The 18257-nt window shown below is 72.8% G+C and carries 17 protein-coding genes; 12 read left to right on the top strand and 5 right to left on the bottom strand.

The genetic code is table 11. The annotated features are described in order from the left end of the window. The first annotated feature begins 175 nt into the window (after window positions 1-175). The 4 genes from AB0924_RS36485 (at window position 176) to AB0924_RS36470 (ending at window position 5413) form a co-directional block, all read left to right on the top strand. On the top strand, window positions 176-799 hold the full coding sequence (locus AB0924_RS36485; protein ID WP_358939097.1) for a GntR family transcriptional regulator: 624 nt from the start codon (window positions 176-178) through the stop codon (window positions 797-799). A gap of 272 nt (window positions 800-1071) precedes the next feature. Continuing rightward, on the top strand, window positions 1072-3774 hold the full coding sequence (gene aceE, locus AB0924_RS36480; RefSeq protein ID WP_366913747.1) for a pyruvate dehydrogenase (acetyl-transferring), homodimeric type: 2703 nt from the start codon (window positions 1072-1074) through the stop codon (window positions 3772-3774). A gap of 77 nt (window positions 3775-3851) precedes the next feature. Further along, window positions 3852-4838: a YafY family protein gene (locus AB0924_RS36475; RefSeq protein ID WP_366913746.1), complete on the top strand. Its 987-nt coding sequence runs from the start codon at window positions 3852-3854 to the stop codon at window positions 4836-4838. 56 nt (window positions 4839-4894) lie between these two features. Continuing rightward, window positions 4895-5413 carry a DUF4240 domain-containing protein gene (locus AB0924_RS36470; RefSeq protein ID WP_358939132.1) on the top strand — a complete coding sequence of 173 codons (519 nt, stop codon included), beginning with the start codon at window positions 4895-4897 and terminating at the stop codon, window positions 5411-5413. Window positions 5414-5443: 30 nt separating this feature from the next. Here AB0924_RS36470 and AB0924_RS36465 read toward each other — a convergent pair whose 3' ends face one another. Both AB0924_RS36465 and AB0924_RS36460 read right to left on the bottom strand, forming a co-directional pair. After that, window positions 5444-5674 carry a hypothetical protein gene (locus AB0924_RS36465; protein WP_358939104.1) on the bottom strand — a complete coding sequence of 77 codons (231 nt, stop codon included), beginning with the start codon at window positions 5672-5674 and terminating at the stop codon, window positions 5444-5446. 145 nt (window positions 5675-5819) lie between these two features. Next, complete coding sequence (locus AB0924_RS36460; RefSeq protein WP_366913745.1) at window positions 5820-6647, bottom strand: peptidoglycan recognition protein; 828 nt, start codon at window positions 6645-6647, stop codon at window positions 5820-5822. Window positions 6648-6849: 202 nt separating this feature from the next. On the opposite strand from AB0924_RS36460, the gene AB0924_RS36455 reads away from it, so the two are divergent. After that, window positions 6850-8043: a MarP family serine protease gene (locus AB0924_RS36455; protein WP_366913744.1), complete on the top strand. Its 1194-nt coding sequence runs from the start codon at window positions 6850-6852 to the stop codon at window positions 8041-8043. A 46-nt stretch (window positions 8044-8089) separates the two neighbouring features. Here the strand turns inward: AB0924_RS36455 and AB0924_RS36450 are convergent, their stop codons facing one another. Beyond that, the gene (locus tag AB0924_RS36450) at window positions 8090-8572 is read right to left on the bottom strand and encodes a GNAT family N-acetyltransferase (RefSeq protein WP_366913743.1); all 483 of its coding nucleotides are present in this window, start codon (window positions 8570-8572) and stop codon (window positions 8090-8092) included. A gap of 56 nt (window positions 8573-8628) precedes the next feature. Between AB0924_RS36450 and AB0924_RS36445 the strand changes: the two genes are divergently transcribed. Continuing rightward, the gene (locus AB0924_RS36445; protein WP_366913742.1) at window positions 8629-9522 is read left to right on the top strand and encodes a TIGR01777 family oxidoreductase; all 894 of its coding nucleotides are present in this window, start codon (window positions 8629-8631) and stop codon (window positions 9520-9522) included. Window positions 9523-9735: 213 nt separating this feature from the next. Further along, complete coding sequence (locus AB0924_RS36440; protein ID WP_366913741.1) at window positions 9736-11100, top strand: NAD(P)/FAD-dependent oxidoreductase; 1365 nt, start codon at window positions 9736-9738, stop codon at window positions 11098-11100. Window positions 11101-11167: 67 nt separating this feature from the next. On the opposite strand, the gene AB0924_RS36435 is transcribed toward AB0924_RS36440, so the two are convergent. Next, window positions 11168-12634, bottom strand: coding sequence for a regulator (locus AB0924_RS36435; protein ID WP_358939114.1), 1467 nt, complete (start codon window positions 12632-12634; stop codon window positions 11168-11170). 239 nt (window positions 12635-12873) lie between these two features. On the opposite strand from AB0924_RS36435, the gene lipB reads away from it, so the two are divergent. The 4 genes from lipB (at window position 12874) to AB0924_RS36415 (ending at window position 15932) form a co-directional block, all read left to right on the top strand. After that, a complete protein-coding gene (gene lipB, locus AB0924_RS36430; RefSeq protein ID WP_366913740.1) occupies window positions 12874-13671 on the top strand; it encodes a lipoyl(octanoyl) transferase LipB in 798 nt (265 codons plus the stop codon). A gap of 107 nt (window positions 13672-13778) precedes the next feature. Beyond that, window positions 13779-14744 (top strand): lipoyl synthase, encoded by a 966-nt coding sequence (gene lipA, locus AB0924_RS36425; protein ID WP_358939118.1) that lies wholly within the window; start codon window positions 13779-13781, stop codon window positions 14742-14744. A gap of 228 nt (window positions 14745-14972) precedes the next feature. After that, window positions 14973-15170, top strand: a complete 198-nt coding sequence (locus AB0924_RS36420) for a hypothetical protein (protein ID WP_358939120.1) — start codon at window positions 14973-14975, stop codon at window positions 15168-15170. Window positions 15171-15230: 60 nt separating this feature from the next. Beyond that, a complete protein-coding gene (locus AB0924_RS36415) occupies window positions 15231-15932 on the top strand; it encodes a DUF4191 domain-containing protein (RefSeq protein WP_358939122.1) in 702 nt (233 codons plus the stop codon). A gap of 160 nt (window positions 15933-16092) precedes the next feature. On the opposite strand, the gene AB0924_RS36410 is transcribed toward AB0924_RS36415, so the two are convergent. Next, complete coding sequence (locus AB0924_RS36410; protein ID WP_358939124.1) at window positions 16093-16560, bottom strand: RDD family protein; 468 nt, start codon at window positions 16558-16560, stop codon at window positions 16093-16095. Window positions 16561-16769: 209 nt separating this feature from the next. On the opposite strand from AB0924_RS36410, the gene glnA reads away from it, so the two are divergent. Next, entirely contained in the window at window positions 16770-18179 is a 1410-nt protein-coding gene (gene glnA, locus AB0924_RS36405; protein WP_358939126.1) for a type I glutamate--ammonia ligase, read from the top strand. Window positions 18180-18257 lie beyond the last annotated feature (78 nt).

Genomic DNA, 18257 nt, shown 5'->3' with positions numbered 1-18257 from the left:
TCCCTGATCAGGCAGTGCGGCACCCCGTCCGGAGCGTTCCGGGCGGGGTGTTCGCGTTTGTCGGGGTGCGCGCCGTGTAAGCCTCGTCTCACCTGCGTGAAAGCACCCCGCGCGCCCTCTCCGCGGCGCGAACCCGCCGTATTGTCTAAACGTCAGCCCCTGGGAGGAGCCCCCCATGACCGCGCCCGTCGTCCACTCGCTGCGCGAACAGATCCGCGAGCACATCGTGGAGGGAATCGTCAGCGGGCGCTGGCAGCCGGGCGAGCGCATCGTGGAGCGGCGGATCGCCACCGAGCTGGAGGTCAGCCAGACGCCGGTGCGGGAGGCCCTGCGCGAGCTGGAGTCCCTCCGCCTGATCGAGTCGGCCCCCAACAAGGGTGTGCGGGTCCGCAACCTCACCGCCGCCGACCTCGAGGAGAGCTACCCCGTCCGGGCCGGTCTGGAGGCCATCGCGGCGGAGCTGGCGGCCGACCGCCTCGCCGGGGACTGCTCGGCCCTGGAGCCGCACGTCCTGGCCCTGTACGAGGCCGACCGCGCGGCCGACGGCACGGCCCAGGTGCGCCACACGGTCGGCTTCCACCGGGAGCTGGTCCGCGCGGCGGACAACTCGGTGCTGCTGCACACCTGGGAGGGCCTGGGCATCGAGGTGTTCACGGCGCTGTCCATCCGCTGGCTGGGCACGGTCCAGCAGAGCTACGCGGAGGAGCACGAGGAGCTGGTGCAGGCGTTCAAGCGCCGTGATCCCCGGATCGCCGAGCTGGTGAAGGCTCACGTCCTGGGCTGCGCTCCGCGCGCCTGACGCAGTAGAGCGCACCCTCGCTCAATCGCCGTCCGACCTGCGAAAACCCCCTTCGATCACGACACTCGGTGCCCCCGCGCAAGGCACCGCGTGCCGACTTTCTCGATATCGAGAAGTTTTCCCCCTCCAACCTTTGATCGATCATCGATCACGGAGTTAGAGTCTCGGGCGGACCTCCACCGAGGCCCGCCTGCCCTGTCCTGCCAAAGACCAAGGGCAACCCCGAACCCTTAACGATGAGGGAACCCCCTTCGACTGAGGAAGGCGGCGACATGACCGACCCCAACGCCATCCAGCCGAGCGCGCTCGACCAGCTCCCGGACCGCGACCCGGAGGAGACCGCCGAATGGCAGGCCTCCCTGGACGCCGTGGCCAGGGAGGCCGGGCCGCACCGCGCCGCCTACCTGATGCGGCGCACGCTGGAGCGTGCCGAGGCGGGCGGCGTCGCGCTGCCGAAGCTCCTCGAGACGGACTACGTCAACACCATCCCCACCTCCGCCGAGCCGGGCCTGCCCGGTGACCCGGAGATGGAGGCCCGGATCACCGCCTGGAACCGCTGGAACGCGGCCGCCATGGTGACCCGCGGCGCGAAGCACGGCGTCGGCGGCCACATCGCCACCTTCGCCTCCGCGGCCTGGCTCTACGAGACCGGCTTCAACCACTTCTTCCGGGGCAAGGAGCAGGACGGCTCCGGCGACCAGCTCTACATCCAGGGCCACGCCTCCCCCGGCATCTACGCCCGCGCCTTCCTCGACGGCCGGCTGGACGAGTCGCACCTCGACAACTTCCGCCAGGAAGCCGGCGGCAACGGCCTGCCGTCGTACCCGCACCCGCGCCGGCTGCCCTGGCTGTGGGAGTTCCCGACGGTGTCGATGGGCCTCGGCCCGCTCTCCGCGATCTACCAGGCGCGCTTCAACCGGTACCTGACCAACCGCGGTATCAAGGACGTCTCCGCCTCCCACGTCTGGGCCTTCCTGGGCGACGGCGAGATGGACGAGCCCGAGTCGACGGCCGCGCTCGCGCTGGCCGCCCGTGAGGAACTGGACAACCTCACCTTCGTCATCAACTGCAACCTGCAGCGCCTCGACGGCCCGGTCCGCGCCAACTTCAAGATCGTGCAGGAGCTGGAGGCCCAGTTCCGCGGCGCCGGCTGGAACGTCGTCAAGACGCTGTGGGGCTCGGCCTGGGACGAGCTGTTCGCCCTCGACACCACGGGCGCGCTGGTACGCCGGCTGCGCCAGGTGCCGGACGCGCAGGTGCAGACGTACCAGACCCGCGACGCCGCCTACATCCGCCAGGACTTCTTCGGCGCCGACCCGGCGCTGGCGGAGATGGCCAAGCTGCTGAGCGACGACAAGATCCTCGAGTGCTTCCACCTGTCCCGCGGCGGTCACGAGGCCCGCAAGGTCTACGCCGCGTACAAGGCGGCCGTCGAGCACAAGGGCGCGCCGACCGTGATCCTGGCCCAGACGGTCAAGGGCCACACCCTCGGCAGCGGCTTCGCGTCGAAGAACGCCAACCACCAGATGAAGAAGCTCTCGGTGGACGAGTTCAAGACGATGCGCGACCTGCTCGGCCTGCCCATCAAGGACAGCGACTTCACCGACGGCGTGGTCCCCTACGGCCACCCGGGTGCCGACTCCCCCGAGGTCCGCTACCTCCGGGAGCGCCGCGCGGCCCTCGGCGGTCCGGCCCCGGCCCGCCGCGTCCACCCGCTGGCCCCGCTGCCCGCCCCCGCCGACAAGGCCTTCGCCGCCTTCGACAAGGGCTCCGGCTCCCAGAACGTCGCCACCACCATGGCGTTCGTCCGCCTGGTCAAGGACCTGGTCCGCGACAAGGAGACCGGTAGGCGCTGGGTGCCGATCGTCCCGGACGAGGCGCGCACCTTCGGCATGGAGAGCCTCTTCCCCTCCCTCGGCATCTACTCGCCGAAGGGCCAGACGTACGAGCCGGTCGACCGCGACCAGCTGATGTACTACAAGGAGGCCAAGAACGGCCAGATCCTCAACGAGGGGATCACCGAGGCCGGTTCGATGGCCGACTTCATCGCCGCGTCCAGCGCGTACGCGACGCACGGCGAGGCGATGATCCCGTTCTACATCTTCTACTCGATGTTCGGCTGGCAGCGCACCGCCGACCAGATGTGGCAGCTCGGCGACCAGCTCGGCCGCGGCTTCCTGGTCGGCGCCACGGCGGGCCGTACGACGCTGACCGGCGAGGGCCTTCAGCACGCCGACGGCCACTCCCCGGTGATCGCGGCCACCAACCCGGCCGCGCTCAGCTACGACCCGGCCTTCGCCTACGAGGTCGCGGTGATCGTCCGCGAGGGTCTGCGCCGGATGTACGGCGAGGCGAAGCCGGGCGAGGACCAGAACGTCTTCTATTACCTCACGGTCTACAACGAGCCGCTGCCGCAGCCGGCCAAGCCGGCCGCTCCCGGCATCGACGAGGGCATCGTCAAGGGCCTGTATCGCTTCAACACGGCGGAGTCCGCGGGCGTGACCGTCCCGGCCAACGCCCCGCGCATCCAGCTCCTCGGCTCGGGCACGGCGATCCACTGGGCCCTCGACGCGCAGAAGCTGCTGGCCGAGGAGTGGGGCGTGGCCGCCGACGTGTGGTCCGCGACCTCCTGGGGCGAGCTGCGCCGCGACGCGCTCGACGCCGACGCGGCCCTGCTGCGCGGCGAGGAGCGGGTGCCGTACGTCCGGCAGGCGCTGCAGGGCGCCGAGGGCCCGGTCCTGGCCGTCTCCGACTACATGCGCCAGGTCCCGGACCAGATCGCGCAGTGGGTGGAGCAGGACTGGTCCTCGCTGGGCGCGGACGGCTTCGGCCTCTCCGACACCCGTGAGGCGGCCCGCCGCCACTTCGGCGTCGACGCCCAGTCGATCGTCGTCGCCGCGCTCGCCCAGCTCGCCAAGCGCGGCGAGGTGCAGGCGACGGCGGTGAAGGAGGCCCGGGCGAAGTACGGCCTGTAGGCACCGGCATCTTTCGGAAGGGGTACGGCGACCGCCGTACCCCTTCCGCTGTCAGTGGCCCCCGGCATCATGAGGCCATGCGCGCCGCCCGCCTCATCAAGATGGTGCTCCTCCTCCAGTCCCGGCCCTCCATGACCGCCGCCGAGCTGGCGCGGGAGCTGGAGGTGTCGGAGCGGACGGTCACCCGGGACGCGCAGGCGCTGTCGGAGGCGGGCGTGCCGGTGTACGCGGACCGGGGGCGGGCCGGCGGGTACCGGCTGGTCGGCGGGTACCGGACGCGGCTGACGGGGCTGGCGCGCACCGAGGCCGAGGCGCTGTTCCTGAGCGGGGTGCCGGGCGCGCTGCGGGAGATGGGGCTGCAGGACGCCGCCTCCGCGGCCCGGCTGAAGGTGTCGGCCGCGCTGCTGCCCTCCCTGCGGGACGCCCCGGACAGCGCCGCCCGGCGGTTCCACCTGGACGCGCCCGCCTGGTTCCGGGAGCCGGAGACACCCGCGCCGCTGCCGGTGATCGCCGAGGCGGTGTGGGCCGACCGGCGGATCGGCACGGTGTACCGGCGCGGGGAGCGGCCGGTGGAGCGGGAGCTGGAGCCGTACGGGCTCGTGCTGAAGGCCGGTGTCTGGTACCTGTGCGCGCGGGTGGCCGGCGGCGGGGCCTTCCGGACGTACCGCATCGACCGGTTCGTCGCCGTCGACGCCCTGGACGAGCGCTTCGAGCGGGTGCCGGACTTCGATCTGGCGGCCTTCTGGTCCGAACAGGTCGAGCGGTTCGCCCGGTCGATCCTGCGCGCCGCGGTCGTCGTGCGGCTGTCCCCCGAGGGCGCGCGCAGGCTGCCGTACGCCGTGGACCCGGCGGCCGCGCGCGAGGCGCTGGCGGGCACGGGCGGGCCGGACGGCGAGGGGTGGGTGACGGTGACCGTGCCGGTGGAGTCGGAGGAGGTCGCCCACGAGCAGCTGACGGCGCTGGGTCCGGAGGCCGAGGTGCTGGCGCCGGCGGGTCTGCGGGAGCGGTTCGCGGCGGACGCGGCCCGGCTCGCCGCGCGCTACCGGCGTGCGGACGGCGGATAACGATCCGCCACACTCCACGTGCGCCCCACCGGTGGAGGCCCGATGCTGGTGCCGTGATGGACGAGACGGAGTTCTGGGAGCTGATCGACGCGGCCCGCGAGGCCGCCGAGGGCGATCCCGAGGAGCAGGCGGACCTGCTCGTGGAACGGCTGCTCCAGTTGGACCCGGAGCTGGTCCTGGACTTCGCCCGTCACTTCGAGGCCCGGTACAACCGGGCCTACCACTGGGACCTGTGGGGTGCCGCCTGGGTCCTGCTGGACGGGGCGAGCGACGACGCGTTCGACTACTTCCGGTGCTGGCTGATCGGCCAGGGCCGGGAGGTCTTCGAGGGCGCCCTGCACGACCCGGACTCCCTGGCCGACCTGCTGGAGGACTTCGACGAGGAGATCGACGGGGACGGCGAGGAGCTGGGCTACGCCGCGGACGAGGCGTACGAGCAGCTCACCGGCACCGTCGCCCCGGACCTCGGCATCGCCCCGGCGCCGGCCGAGCCGGAGGGCACCGCGATCGCCTTCGAGAACGAGCGGGTGCTCGCCGAGCGCTATCCCCGGCTGTGGGAGCGCTTCAAGGAGTAGCGGTGCCGGCGCGGGCGGCCCGGGGCCGACTCACGCGCCCGTGCGCCGGGCGGTGTCCGAGGGCTGCCAGGCGGCCGTGTCGGCCCTGGCGGGGTGGTGCGGGGGTGCGGCGTTGGCCTGGTCGAGCGCGGAGGCGGTGACGGCGGCCGGGCCGAGGACGACGGTCGCGACGGCGCAGACCACCGCCCAGGGCCCGCGCGACGCCCGCGCTCGTTCCGCCCGCTCCGCCCGCCCGGTGAACCGCCCGCGCCCGCCGCTCATGGCCCCGACTTCCCTCGTCCGGCGCCGTGCCCGGCGCCCCGTCCTGTGCCCTGCCCCGGCGGGTCCTGCCGCGCGGTGCGCGGCGCGTCGTCCCGCGCCGTGGCCCGACGGTAGGGCGTGCGGCTCGGAGCGGGCTGCGGGCCGGCTATGGCCTCGCTGTGGCCGCCCTGCCCTGGAGCCGGGCCGCCGTCTGCCTGATCTCCGGCAGCCGGGCGGTCAGGGCGGCGCCGGGGCAGGTGGTCATGAAGCCCTCGTTGTGGCCGGCCACGGCGGGCAGGGTGGTGGCGGCGCCCGCCTTGAAGCGGCTGTGCCCGTTGCTGGAGACCAGGTGGGCCCCGGCGCGCGGGTCGACGTCGGCGAGGCCGAGCTTCCAGGCGGCGAGGGCGGCGATCGCGTCGGTCATGGCCCGCGGCACGGGCACGCCGGCGGTGAAGGTGCCGAGGGCGGCGATGCCCGCGGTGCGGTGGTTGAAGCCCTGGGTGTGGGCGCCGGTGACCGGCCGGTCCACGCCTCCGGCGCGGCCCTCGTAGATGGTGCCGCAGCGGTCGACGAGGAAGTTGTAGCCGATGTCGTCCCAGCTCCGGCTGCCGGTCTGGCCGGCGTACAGGGCGCGGATGATGCGCGGCGCGTCGGCGCAGTCGTACCGGTTGGGCGAGTCGGTGTGGTGGACGAAGACGGCGACCACCTTGTCGTCGTAGCGCGGGGGCGGCTGGCTGCGCGGGGCGGCGGCCGGGTCCAGCCAGACGGAGCGGGACAGTATGCGCGGCCGGGCGGCGTGGTGGGCCGGGGCCGCACGGTCCGCGCCGGGCCGGGCGAGGCGGACCGGGGCGGCGCTCTCGACGCCCCGGGCGCACAGGGCCAGCGCCAGGACGGCGGTCAGGCCGGGGAGGCAGCCGAGCAGCACCAGCAGGGTGCCGGGGACTCGGGCGGGCCGCCGTCCGCGTATTCCCGGCGTTCTTCGGGGGACGCGCATGGTCCCACTGTCGGCTCGCCGCGCCGTGCTCGCGATGTGGGGTGTGCCACCTGGTGGAACCATCGTCCTTGTCCAGGCCGTTTCTGGGGATATACGCACACGTGGCCGATCGGCGGCCCGGGCGGCCGCTCACGCGCGCGCGTGACCGATCACCGGGGCCGCCCGGCCCGTATCTCAGGGGGTCAGAGAGAAAGGCGGCTCCGTGGACCTGCTCGACCTGGTGCTCGCACTGGTGGTCGTCGTCTACGCGGTGTCCGGTTACCGGCGCGGCTTGGTGGCCGGATGCCTGTCCCTGGCCGGGTTCGTGGGCGGCGCGGCGGTCGGGGTGTGGGCGCTGCCGTGGGTGACCGGGCTCGCCGAACGCGGATCGGCGACGGCGACCGTGCTGGCGGTGCTGACCGTGCTGGTGCCGGGCGTGGTGGGGCACGAGCTGGCGGCCCGGCCGGCGCTGCGGCTGCGGCGTCGGCTGGACCAGGAGGGCCGGGGCCCGCTGCGGGTGGCGGACGGCGCGGGGGGCGCGCTGGCGAACTCGGTCGCCGTGCTGATCGTGGCCTGGGTCGCGGCGAGTGTGCTGGGCGCCTCTTCCTCGCAGACCGTGACCACGGCGATCCGGAACTCGGCGGTGCTGGGCGCGGTGCAGCAGGCGATGCCGCAGACCACCCCGGTGTGGTTCTCGCGGGCCACCTCCGCGCTGACGGAAGCGGGTTTCCCGCAGGTCTTCAACCCGTTCGAGAACGAGTCGACGGCCCAGGTGGCCCGGCCCACCGGCGACAGCGTGACGTCCGCGGCGGCGAACGCGGCCAGACGCAGCTCGGTGAAGATCGAGGGCGCCTTCGGCACCGAGGGCCGGGAGGGCAGCGGCTTCGTGTTCGCGGCCCGGCACGTGATGACCAACGCGCACGTGGTGGCGGGCATCGACCACCCGAGCGTGCGGGTGGGCGGGGTCGGGCCGGCGTACCGGGCCCGGGTGGTGCTCTTCGACCCGGACCGGGACGTGGCGGTCCTCTACGTGCCCCGGCTGCGCGCCCCGGTGCTGCGGTTCGACCACAGCGCGGTGCGCGGCGAGCCGGCGGTGGTCGCGGGCTATCCGCAGGACGGCGGCCTCGATCTGCAGGCGGCCACGGTGGCGAACCGGGTGCGGGCGCGGGGCCAGAACATCTACGGCACCCGTACGGTCACCCGGGAGATCTACTCGGTCCGCTCGACGGTCCTGCCGGGCAACTCCGGCGGCCCGCTGCTGTCGGCCGACGGCCGGGTGTTCGGCATGGTCTTCGCCCGCTCCACCTCGGACGCCGAGACGGGTTACGCGCTGACGGCGGACGAGGTGGCGCGCGACGCCTCGACGGCGGCCACGGCGACGGCGCCGGTCGACACCGGCCACCTCGTCACGTCGTAGGGCGCACGGCCCGGGCGCGCTCAGGGTGCAGGGAGGGGCAGGGGCCTCAGAGGGCGCGTCCCATGAGCACGTCGTCGACGAAGGCGCCCTCGATCAGCCACTCACCGGGCAGCACGCCCTCGACCGCGAAGCCCTGGGACTCGTAGAGCCGCCGGGCCGGGGTGTTGTGCCCGAGCACCCGCAGGGTGAGGCGGCGCGCGCCCCGCGCCCGCGCCTCCTCGACGGCGGCCCGGACCAGCGCGCCGCCGACGCCCTTGCCGCGGGCCGCGTCGGAGACGACCAGCCCCTGGATCTGGCGGACGTGCGCGTTGGCGGCAAGCCCGGTGGGCAGGACGAGGCGGATGTAGCCGGCGATGCGTCCGTCCAGTTCGGCGACGAGGTAGTCCTGCGGCCGGTGGCGCTCGTCGAAGAAGGGCGGGTACGGCGGCCGCGGTGCGGGCAGTACGGCGTGCAGCGGGGACCAGGCGGCCCGGTCGAGGAGGGCCAGCTCCTCCCCGTCGGCGGGCAGGGCGATGCGTATGGACGGCATGGGGGTCACCTTAAGCAGGCCGGGGAGGAACGGGCCGGGCGGGGAAGGATGGGCGCATGGAACGTTCGCGAATCGCGGTGGCCGGTGCGTCCGGTCTCATCGGCAGCGCCCTGGTGCGGTCCCTGACCGCGGACGGGCACGAGGTGGTGCGTCTGGTCCGCCGCGCGCCCCGGGACGGAAGCGAGGTCCGCTGGGACCCGGAGCGGCAGCAAGTGGACGCGGCGGGGCTGGCCGGTTGTGACGCGGTGGTCAACCTCGCCGGGGCGGGCATCGGCGACCGGCGCTGGACGCCGGAGTACAAGCGGTTGATCCGGGACAGCCGGGTGCTCGGCACGGCCGCGCTGGCGGAGGCGGTGGCCTCGCTGGACACCCCGCCGCGGGTCTATGTGAACGGCAGCGCGATTGGCATCTACGGCGACACCGGTGACCGTGCGGTGGACGAGGACGCGCCGCCCGGTGACGGCTTCCTGCCCTCGCTGTGCGTGGAGTGGGAGGAGGCCGCGGCACCCGTGCAGGAGGCGGGGGTGCGGACGGTGTTCCTGCGCACCGGTCTGGTGGTCGCGCGGGGCGGCGGGGCCTGGGGCCGGCTGCTCCCGCTGTTCAAGGCGGGGCTCGGGGGGCGCCTGGGGAGCGGGCGCCAGTACTGGTCGTACATCGCGCTGCACGACGAGGTCGCCGCGATCCGGCATCTCATCGACCATGACACCGCGTCCGGGCCGTTCAACCTGACCGCGCCGCGGCCGCTGACGAACCGGGAGATCACGGAGGCGATGGGGCGGGTGCTGCACCGGCCGACGGTGTTCGCGGTGCCGGAGCCGGTGCTGCGGGCGGCGCTGGGCGAGATGGCCGGGGACGTGCTGGGCAGTCAGCGGGTGCTGCCGAAGCGGCTGCTGGAGTCGGGGTTCACGTTCGCGTTCCCGGGCATCGAGGACGCGATCCGCGCGGCCTGACCGGCGGTCAGGGGCCCGTCGGTGTCTCCTGAGGTCTCGTGTGATCTGTTGAGTCCTCTTGTGACCGAATGCGACCGCCGTGCGACCGTGCCCTGTCGATGCGCGACTGCCCCTGATCGGTCAGGGCCCTACCCTCGAGCCGAACTCGGGTATCCCTGGAGCCAGTTGGGGGCATGACGTCTCCACCGGCCGCGCAACCACAGGAGGGGCCTCGTGCTTGAGCCCGCGTACCAGGTGGACGTCGTCATCGTGGGAGCCGGGATCGCCGGACTCTCGGCGGCTCACCGGCTCACCAGCGCAGGAGTAACCACCGCAGTCCTGGAGGCCGCCCCTTGTGCGGGCGGCCGCATGTCGACCGAGAAGGTCGACGGCTTCCGGCTCGACCGCATAGGACAGCTGATGTCCACGTCGTACCCCGAACTCCGCCTGACGCCGGGGCTCGGCGCGCTCGCCCTGCGCCGGTTCGCGCCGGGCGTGCTGCTGCATCGCGACGGGCGCACGCACCACGCGGGCGCACCGGCGGCCACGGGGAGCGCAAGGGGCGCACTTCACGTGGTGCGCGCCCTGGCGAGCGCCCCCCGCGGTCCGGCGGCCTCACCCGGCCGGGGCGGCGCGCCGGCCGGCGGCGCGGTCGGCCAGGCCCGGCTCGGCACCGCGCTGGGCCGGATCGCCGCCACCCCGGTCGAACGCCTGCTGTCCCGGCCCGAGCTGCCCGCGGCGCAGGCGCTCGCGGCCCGGGGAGTGCCGGCGCGCACCATCGAGGGTTTCCTGCGTCCGCTGCTCGCCGCGCTGCTGTGCGACCCGGAACTGTCCACGTCCAGCCGGTGCGCGGACCTGGCGCTGCGCGCCTTCGCGAGCGGCCGGCTGTGCGTGCCGGAGGGCGGCGCCGAGGCGCTGCCCGAGCTGCTGGCCCAGACGCTGCCGCCCGGCACCGTGCACACCGGGGTGCGGGTCACCTCGGTGTCCACGACGTCGGTGACCACCGCCGAGCACGGCGAGATCCACTGCCGCGCGGTGCTGCTCGCGACCGACGCGCGGGCCGCGGCGGAGCTGCTGCCGGGCCTCAGGGTGCCGGACTTCCACCCGGTGACGGTCCTGCACCACACCACGGACGATCCGGCGCCGGCCCTCGCGACCGGCACCTCGCTGCTGCTGGACGCCGACCGCGGCGGACCGGTCGCGCACACGGCGGTGCTCAGCAACGTCGATCCGAGCCGGGCACCGGCCGGCCGGGTGCTGATCTCCTCGACCGTGCTGGGGACCCCGTCCGACGGGATCGACACGGCCGTGCGCATCCATCTGTCCCGGCTCTACGGCACCTCGACCCGGCGCTGGGAGACGCTGGCCGTGCACCACACCCCGGAGGCGGTGCCGGCCATGCGCCCCCCGCACGACCTGCGCCGCCCGGTGCGGCTGCTGGCCGGCCTCTACGTCTGCGGCGACCACCGCGACACCAGCACCGTCCAGGGCGCCCTGCACTCGGCCCACCGGGCGGCGGCCGCCGTCCTCGCGGACCTGGGCGCGGCGGGGTCGATGCACCGTTCGGATCCCGCGCCCACCCTGCCGAGGGCCGCCTGATCCACCGGGCGGCCCCTGGGCCGGGTCCGCGAAGTCACGCCTGCGAGGCGGCCTCGCGGACCCGGCCCTAGCCGAGCGCGGCCACCTTCTCGCGGTAGCCGCGCACGGGAGCCGCGTCCCGGTACGGCTCCAGGCGCCGCTCGAAGTCCTTGACGTACTCGACGGCCCGCACGGACCGCATCTGGGCCGCCTGGCCGGCGGCCTCCGCCGCCAGCGCGCACGCCTGGTCGAGCTCGCCGAGGCCGAGCCGGGCGGTGGCGAGGACGACCCGGCAGAACAGGCGGCTGCGGGCGAAGGCGTGCGCGCGCAGTTGCAGGGAGCGCTCGGCGTGCTGCGCCGCCGCCCGGAACTGCTGGAGATCGCGGTGGCAGTGCCCGAACTCGTCGGCGAGCTGCGCCTCGTCGAAGAAGCGGGCCCAGTACGGCACCTCGTCCCCGGGCCGGGCCGCCTCCAGGGCGCGCTCGGCCCGCACCAGCGCCCCGGTGCACGCCCGCACCTCGCCCAGGACCCCGTGCGCGCGGGCCTCGGCGGCGTGCAGCAGCGCCTGCACGACCGGCGGGGCGCCGGACCCGACGCCCTGCTGCGCCACCCGCGCGAGCTGCACGGCCTCCCTGCCGTGCCCGAGATAGACGGCCTGGCGGCTCATGGTGACGAGCACGTAGGAGCCGTAGGCCCGGTCGCCGGCCGCCTGGGCGAGCCGCAGGGCCTGCACGAAGTAGCGCTGGGCGAGCCCGTGCGCCCCGATGTCGTACGAGGTCCAGCCGGCGAGCCGGGTGAGGTCGGCGGACGCCGCGAACAGGCGCCGCCCGGTCTGCTCGTCGTAGGCGCCGCGCAGCAGCGGCTCGCACTCGTGCTCCAGGTAGCGCACGAGGGCCTGCCGGGCGTGACCGCCGCCGTAGGCGTCGTCGAGGGTGCGGAACAGCTCGCCGACCGAGCGCAGCGCGGCGATGTCACCGCCGGTGACCCGGTGGCCGGGCGCCCGCTCGGCCTGGCCGCGCGGCCGGGCCGGAGCGTTCACCGCCTCCAGCCGGCTCCTGACGGCGGCCGGGCGGCCCTGGGCGGGCACCCGGGCCACCGGCTCGCGGGCCACCCGGTCGTCGGCCTTGCCGATCAGCCAGTCCCGGCTGGGCACGACGAGGCCGGCCGGGGTGAAGGCGATCTTGCGCAGCTCGGCGTGGCTGCCGGAGTCCTTGCGCCACAGCCCGCTGACGATGTCGACGGCCTCCTCCGGGGTGGCCGCGAACTCGAGCCCGGCGTACACCGGCGCGCACGCGTCCAGACCGAGATCCTGGGCCGTGAGCCGGCGCCCGAGCCGGCGCGTGAACACCTCGGCGATCAGTGCGGGCGTGGTCCCCCGGGGCTGCTGGCCGCGCAGCCAGCGGGTGACCGAGGTCTTGTCGTATCTGAGGTCCAGCCCGTGCTCCAGGCCGAGCTGGTCGACGCGACGGGCCAGACCCGCGTTGGAGAACCCCGCTTCTGCGATGAGCGCGGCGAGCTGGCGGTTGGGGGTGCGCTGCGCGGGTCGGTCCGTCATCTGCGGTGCGTTCTCCTGCCTTACGGCTCTGCTGAAGTACCCGGATTGCCGGTGAGCAGCCCTTATGGCCTCGTGGACGGCGCGAATGTAGCGGAGAGTGAGCAGACGATCGCACAGTTCCCCGTTCATTCATCCGATCGTGTGAGGATTGCCCTCAGGGCTGACGTACGCCGGACGGTCGTACAGTGGCGTGGGCGCGCCACGCGCCTGACACCGGTTCGCTGAGGGAGGCGCTTGCCGTGAGTGAGTTGCGGTTCGTCCACATGGGGTTCGGCGCGGACGCCGTCGAGTACCAGGAGGCGTGGGACGAGCAGCGCCGGGTGCACGCGGCCCGGTTCGCCGACGAGGTCCCGGACACCGTCATCCTGCTGGAGCACCCCCCGGTCTACACGGCGGGCCGCCGCACCGAGGACAGCGAGCGCCCGCTGGACGGGACCCCGGTCGTCGACGTGGACCGCGGCGGCAAGATCACCTGGCACGGACCCGGCCAGCTCGTGGGCTACCCGATCCAGAAGCTGCCCCGGCCGGTGGACGTGGTCGCCCATGTGCGCCGCCTCGAGGAGGCCCTGATCCGCACCTGCGCCGAGTTCGGCCTGGAGACCACCCGGGTCGAGGGCCGCAGCGGGGTGTGGGTGCTCGGCGACCCGGTCGAACAGCGGCCGGCGCTCGGAGGGCTCTCCCTCGACTTCGACCCGAGGCTGACGGGCGAGGAGTTCGACCCCCGGCTGAACGGCCCCGAGTACGCTCCCTCCAACGCCGGCCAGCGCCGTGAGGACCGCAAAATCGCCGCCATCGGCATCCGCGTGGCCAAGGGCGTCACGATGCACGGGTTCGCGCTGAACGTGAACCCCGACAACAAGTGGTTCGACCGGATCATCCCGTGCGGCATCCGCGACGCGGGCGTGGCCTCGCTCGCCGCCGAACTGGGCCGGGACATCACCGTCGAGGACGTCCTGCCGGTGGTCGAACGGCACCTGCGGGACGTGCTGCAGAACGCGGACCTCAAGCCGCGCGTCGTGGAGAAGGCCTCCGCCTGATCCAGGAATGCGCCCTGCGGCCCCGGGGTTGGCCTCGGCGGTAGGGCCCAGTAAATACGGGCGTACCCTGGTGTACGCCGAGGAATCGAAGTCACAGGGAGCCGGTCGTGTCCGCAGTCGCACCCGACGGACGCAAGATGCTGCGCCTGGAGGTCCGCAACAGCCAGACCCCCATCGAGCGCAAGCCCGAGTGGATCAAGACCCGGGCGAAAATGGGTCCCGAGTACACGAAGATGCAGAACCTCGTGAAGAGCGAGGGCCTGCACACGGTCTGCCAGGAAGCCGGCTGCCCGAACATCTACGAGTGCTGGGAGGACCGCGAGGCGACCTTCCTCATCGGCGGCGACCAGTGCACCCGGCGCTGCGACTTCTGCCAGATCGACACCGGCAGGCCCGAGGCGCTCGACCGTGACGAGCCGCGCCGCGTGGGTGAGTCCGTGGTCACCATGGACCTGAACTACGCCACCATCACCGGCGTCGCCCGGGACGACCTGGAGGACGGCGGCGCCTGGCTGTACGCGGAGACCGTGCGCCAGATCCACGCGCAGACGGCGGAGCGCGAGGGCGGCCGGACCAAGGTCGAGCTGCTCGCCCCCGACTTCAACGCGGTCCCGGAACAGCTCGCCGAGGTCTTCGGGTCCCGGCCCGAGGTGTTCGCGCACAACGTCGAGACGGTGCCGCGGATCTTCAAGCGCATCCGCCCCGGCTTCCGCTACGAGCGCTCCCTGAAGGTCATCACCGAGGCCCGCGACTTCGGCCTGGTCACCAAGTCCAACCTGATCCTCGGCATGGGCGAGACCCGCGAGGAGGTCGGCGAGGCGCTGAAGCAGCTCCACGACGCCGGCTGCGAGCTGGTCACCATCACCCAGTACCTGCGCCCCTCCGTGCGCCACCACCCGGTGGAGCGCTGGGTGAAGCCGCACGAGTTCGTGGAGCTGAAGGAGGAGGCCGAGCAGATCGGCTTCTCCGGCGTGATGTCCGGCCCGCTGGTGCGGTCGTCGTACCGCGCGGGGCGCCTCTACCAGATGGCCGTCGAGAAGCGGGGCTCCTACATCGCCGCCCAGGCCGTGTGAGCCGAGCGTGTGAATTCACGCACAAGTTACTACTGGCCAGTAATGGCCGAGTCGACGCGGTCCCGGCCGTCCTCGCTGATGAGGACGCCGCCGGGGCCGCGTCGGCGTTCCCGGGTTCCACATCGAGGCTTCATGGGCGTTTGACCGGCCGGTCATGCCCTGGTAACACCAATCAGTGACTCTGGTATCACGCCCCGTATCCCACCAGTGACGAAGGGGACCCCGATCATGCAGGCCGCGCCCGTTCGCGCCACACCGATTCCGTCCTTCACCGACGCGCTCCGCGCCGTCGAGTCCCTGCTCATGAGCAGTGGGCAGCGCACCGCCCGCCGCAACGCCTGGAACTCCGTCCTGGAGGACCGCCGCCGCGCCAAGGACCGGGTCGAGGCGCAGCGCGTGCTCGAGCAGGCCGCCGGCCGCCCCTGAACCTCGTCCCCACGGGCACTGCCGTCGTGGGCGCTCCCGGGGCCACGTAGACTTCGTGGCATGGCGAGGAAGGAAAACGCGGCGGACGCCGCGAACGCAGGGCGACTGAAGCAGATCGCCCTCACGTACAAGATGACCCGCAAGGCCGACAAGAAGCTCGGTCTTGTACTCGCGGCTGTCGGTATCGGCACCTTCGGTGTCTTCCTCGCGATCGGTTTCTTGATCGGCCACCCGTACTACGCCGGGATCCTGGGCCTGCTGCTCGGGTTCCTGGCCACGGCGATCGTGTTCGGCCGCCGGGCCGAGCGGGCCGCCTTCGGGCAGATGGAGGGCCAGCCGGGCGCCGCAGCGGCCGTGCTGGACAACATCGGCCGGGGCTGGACCACGACTCCGGCGGTGGCGATGAACCGCAGCCAGGACGTGGTGCACCGGGCGGTCGGCAAGGCGGGCATCGTGCTGGTCGCGGAGGGCAACCCGAACCGGGTGAAGAGCCTGCTGGCCGCCGAGAAGAGGAAGATGAACCGCATCGTCGCGGACGTCCCGGTGCACGACCTGATCGTCGGCACCGGCGAGGGCCAGGTCGAGCTCAAGAAGCTGCGCACGACCATGCTGAAGTACCCGCGCGTGCTGACCGGCCCGCAGGTCACCGCCACCAACGACCGGCTGCGCGCCCTCGGCGACCTGATGAGCAACATGCCGCTGCCCAAGGGCCCGATGCCGAAGGGCATGCGGATGCCGAAGGGCGGGCCGAAGACCCGCTAGGACTACTCGTACGAGAAAGGGGGCGCCCGGACCTGGTCCGGGCGCCCCCTTCGTCGTGGGCGTGCTCCGCGCCTCGGGCGCCGTAGCGGTGTCCCGCGCTCCGTGGCGCCGTAGCGGTGTGCCGCGCCCCGTGACGGTGGCCGCGGGGCGGGCGCGGGAGCTACAGGCGGACCTCGACGGTCTTCGCGAGCCGGTCGTGCAGGCCGCGGCCGTCCCGGTCCCAGATCAGCGCGGGGATCGCGAGGCAGAGCAGAACCGAGCGCAGCAGCGCGCGCCCCGGGTTCACGGTGCCGGTCTCCAGGGCCACGACCCGGATGCCGAAGAGGCGCTTGCCGGGCGTGAAGCCGATCGTGCCGACGGTCAGGACGCTCATCACGAAGAAGACGAGCAGGGCCCAGTTGCTGGTGGCGGGGCTGTTGCCGTGGGTGATGAGACCGTATGCGATCAAGACGCACAGACCCCAGTCCACGGCCAGCGCGCCCAGGCGCCTGCCGGGCCGGGCGATCGAGTTCGGCCCCTCCTCGGGCAGACCGAGCTGCTCGCCCCGGTATCCGAAGTCGGCGCCGGCGTCTTCCAGCGCCGCACGCGGCCCGGAGAGCCACGATCCCATTGCTTGCCTGTTGTCCACCCGACCACGGTACTGCGCCCGGATTCGGGCAGGGCGCACAGGGGTGTGTCGGGGCTAGGGTGGAGGCGTGGCCGGTTAACTTCTGCGAAACAAATGGGTCACGCCCGAGAAATCACCCGTCCCTAGGGTCGAGGGCAGCGTGTGCCACCGCACTGGCCGCACGAACGATCTACCACCCCGGCGGGATGGTCGGGAGTAGGAGGAGCTGGATGTTCCAGAACGCCGACGAGGCCAAGAAGTTCATCGCGGACGAGGACGTCAAGTTCATCGACGTCCGGTTCTGCGACCTGCCGGGCGTCATGCAGCACTTCACGTTGCCCGCCGAGGCGTTCGACCCCGACGACGAGCAGGCCTTCGACGGGTCGTCGATCCGCGGTTTCCAGGCCATCCACGAGTCGGACATGTCCCTGCGTCCCGACCTGTCCACGGCGCGCGTGGACCCGTTCCGCCGGGACAAGACGCTCAACATCAACTTCTTCATCCACGACCCGATCACGGGCGAGCAGTACTCCCGTGACCCGCGCAACGTGGCGAAGAAGGCGGAGGCCTACCTCGCCTCGACCGGTATCGCGGACACCGCGTACTTCGGTCCCGAGGCGGAGTTCTACGTCTTCGACTCCGTCCGCTTCGCGACGGGCGCGAACGAGTCCTTCTACCACATCGACTCCGAGGCCGGCGCCTGGAACACCGGCGCCCTGGAGAACAACCGTGGTTACAAGGTCCGCTACAAGGGCGGCTACTTCCCGGTCCCGCCGGTCGACCACTTCGCCGATCTGCGCGCCGAGATCTCCCTGGAGCTGGAGCGGTCCGGCCTGAAGGTCGAGCGCCAGCACCACGAGGTGGGCACCGCCGGCCAGGCCGAGATCAACTACAAGTTCAACACGCTGCTCGCCGCCGCCGACGACCTCATGCTCTTCAAGTACATCGTGAAGAACGTGGCCTGGAAGAACGGCAAGACCGCGACCTTCATGCCGAAGCCGATCTTCGGCGACAACGGCTCGGGCATGCACGTGCACCAGTCGCTGTGGACCAACGGCGACCCGCTGTTCTACGACGAGGCGGGTTACGCGGGCCTGTCGGACACCGCCCGCTACTACATCGGCGGCATCCTCAAGCACGCCCCGTCGCTGCTGGCCTTCACCAACCCGACGGTGAACTCCTACCACCGCCTGGTGCCGGGCTTCGAGGCGCCGATCAACCTGGTGTACTCGCAGCGCAACCGCTCCGCCGCGATGCGCATCCCGATCACCGGCTCCAACCCGAAGGCCAAGCGCGTCGAGTTCCGCGCCCCGGACTCCTCGGGCAACCCGTACCTGGCGTTCTCCGCGCTGCTCCTCGCGGGCCTGGACGGCATCAAGAACAAGATCGAGCCGGCCGAGCCGATCGACAAGGACCTCTACGAGCTGGCTCCCGAGGAGCACGCCAACGTGGCCCAGGTCCCGACCTCGCTCGGTGCCGTCCTCGACCGCCTCGAGGCCGACCACGAGTTCCTCCTCCAGGGCGACGTCTTCACGCCGGACCTGATCGAGACGTGGATCGACTACAAGCGCACGAACGAGATCGCGCCGCTGCAGCTGCGTCCGCACCCGCACGAGTTCGAGCTGTACTTCGACGTGTGACAGGCGCCCCCGGGACCGGCGGTCCTGAGGGGTTCCGTGCGGAGGGCCGCCACCCGGAACATGTTCCGGGTGGCGGCC

This window comes from Streptomyces sp. NPDC047869, from assembly GCF_040704065.1.
Taxonomy (GTDB): domain Bacteria; phylum Actinomycetota; class Actinomycetes; order Streptomycetales; family Streptomycetaceae; genus Streptomyces.
The sequence above is the reverse complement of the archived record's forward strand: the minus strand, read 5'-3'. Positions and strand labels throughout refer to the sequence as shown.